The sequence below is a fragment of the Helcococcus sueciensis DSM 17243 genome (assembly GCF_000423145.1).
Taxonomy (GTDB): domain Bacteria; phylum Bacillota; class Clostridia; order Tissierellales; family Peptoniphilaceae; genus Helcococcus; species Helcococcus sueciensis.
The window spans coordinates 1-1,552 of the sequence record NZ_AUHK01000042.1 but is presented as its reverse complement, the minus strand read 5'-3'; the positions used below and the strand labels follow the sequence as shown (position 1 = coordinate 1,552).

General features: G+C 33.1%; 1 protein-coding gene. It reads right to left on the bottom strand.

From position 1 onward, the window contains the following. Positions 1-107: 107 nt before the first annotated feature. Positions 108-1,283, bottom strand: coding sequence for an IS110 family RNA-guided transposase (locus G534_RS0107050; protein WP_027348479.1), 1,176 nt, complete (start codon positions 1,281-1,283; stop codon positions 108-110). Between the last annotated feature and the right edge of the window lie 269 nt (positions 1,284-1,552).

Sequence of the window (1,552 nt, the reverse complement as noted above, 5' to 3'; positions counted from 1 at the left end):
TAAGACCAGCTATCAAATGTCAAGAGAAAATAAAAAATAATTTATCTTGAAATTTATGGCACGTCAAACAAGCCTAAAAATTTAGGCTTAGAAAAATTTAATAACAATTAAATATTAGGTATGTAAGCTTTGTTATCTCTTAAAACAGCAAAAATTATGTTAGTAAGTTTTCTAGCAACTGCACCAATAGCTGTACCATGAGCCTTACCTCTTTGTCTAAGCTTTTGATAATACACAGACAAAGCAGGATCTTTAAAGGCGGCAACACTAGCAGCGAGCCAAATAGCACGTCTAAGATAAGGAGAACCACGTTTAGAAATCTTAGTATCAGTAGCATTAAAATTGCCAGATTGTTTAACAGCAACATCTAAGCCGGCATAAGCAACTAACTGATTAGCTTTCTCAAAACGAGAAATATCACCGATTTCTGAGAAAATAGCAGCACCTAAGACGTTACCAATACCGGTAATAGAAGTAATAACAGGGCATAAAGAACTAATCATAGAAGAAATCTCATCTTCAATCTCAAGAATCTGATCTTCAAGAAAAGAAATTTGAGCAATAATTTGTTTGATTTGAAAAGAAAAAGACTTCAAAGCAAACTTAATACCAAAGGAATTAGAAGCTTTCTCTTGGATTTCTTTAGCCTTATCAATACCAAAGCGACCTCTACTGCACTTAGACAAAAGCTTAGCAAGCTCATCAGCGGAAATAGAAATCATATCCTCTGGTAAAGGGAACTTACTTAAAAGCTCTTTCGAAGTAACACCATAGATATTGGAAAAAAGCGAAGAATACTCAGGGAAAACCTGATCTAAAATAGCAACAAGTTTTCTTTTCCAATCAGAAACTTCATCAACAAGAGCAAACCTAAATCTAGAAAGATTTCTAAGAGCAAAAGTATCCTCATCAGAAAAATGAGAAACAGAAAACTCGCCAAACCTAAGAATTTGAGCGATAACAAAAGAATCAACAGAATCATTTTTAGTCTGTCTAATATACATCTTTCTAAAAGCATCAGATTGAATAGGATTAATAACAATACAAGAAAATCCTAAATCAATCAAGAAAGAATAAAGAGAAAGCCAATAATGGCCAGTAGCTTCCATACCAATAATACAGTTGTTAGAATCAACCGAAAATGAGGAAATAAATTTCTGAAACTTCTCTAAACCCCTAATAGAATTAGAAAAAGAAAAAGACTCAGAAACAAGTTTCCCATTAGAATCAATTATTGAGGCTTCGTGGTTATTCTTTGCAATATCAACACCAATGTAAAACATAAAATCACCTAGCTTTAATATAAATTTAGATAGAGAAAGGACCCTCAAGAACTTTACGACAATCAAACCTCGTTAGATATACAGCAACGAAATGTGCTATCCAGCTCATACTAATAAGGACGTAAAGTAGAGGCGTAACCCTTAATTAGGAAGACAAGCTTCAAGGAGGAAAGCTACGACCTCTATCTATACAATCATTATCCCATAAGAAAGTGGGATTTAGAATAAAATGTAGTATTTATTACTACAACTATATTATACGAGGAGGA

What these genes read in the sequence shown, in the direction of transcription:
- G534_RS0107050 (WP_027348479.1), bottom strand. Translation starts at nt 1,283, where the DNA reads ATGTTTTACATTGGTGTTGATATTGCAAAGAATAACCACGAAGCCTCA.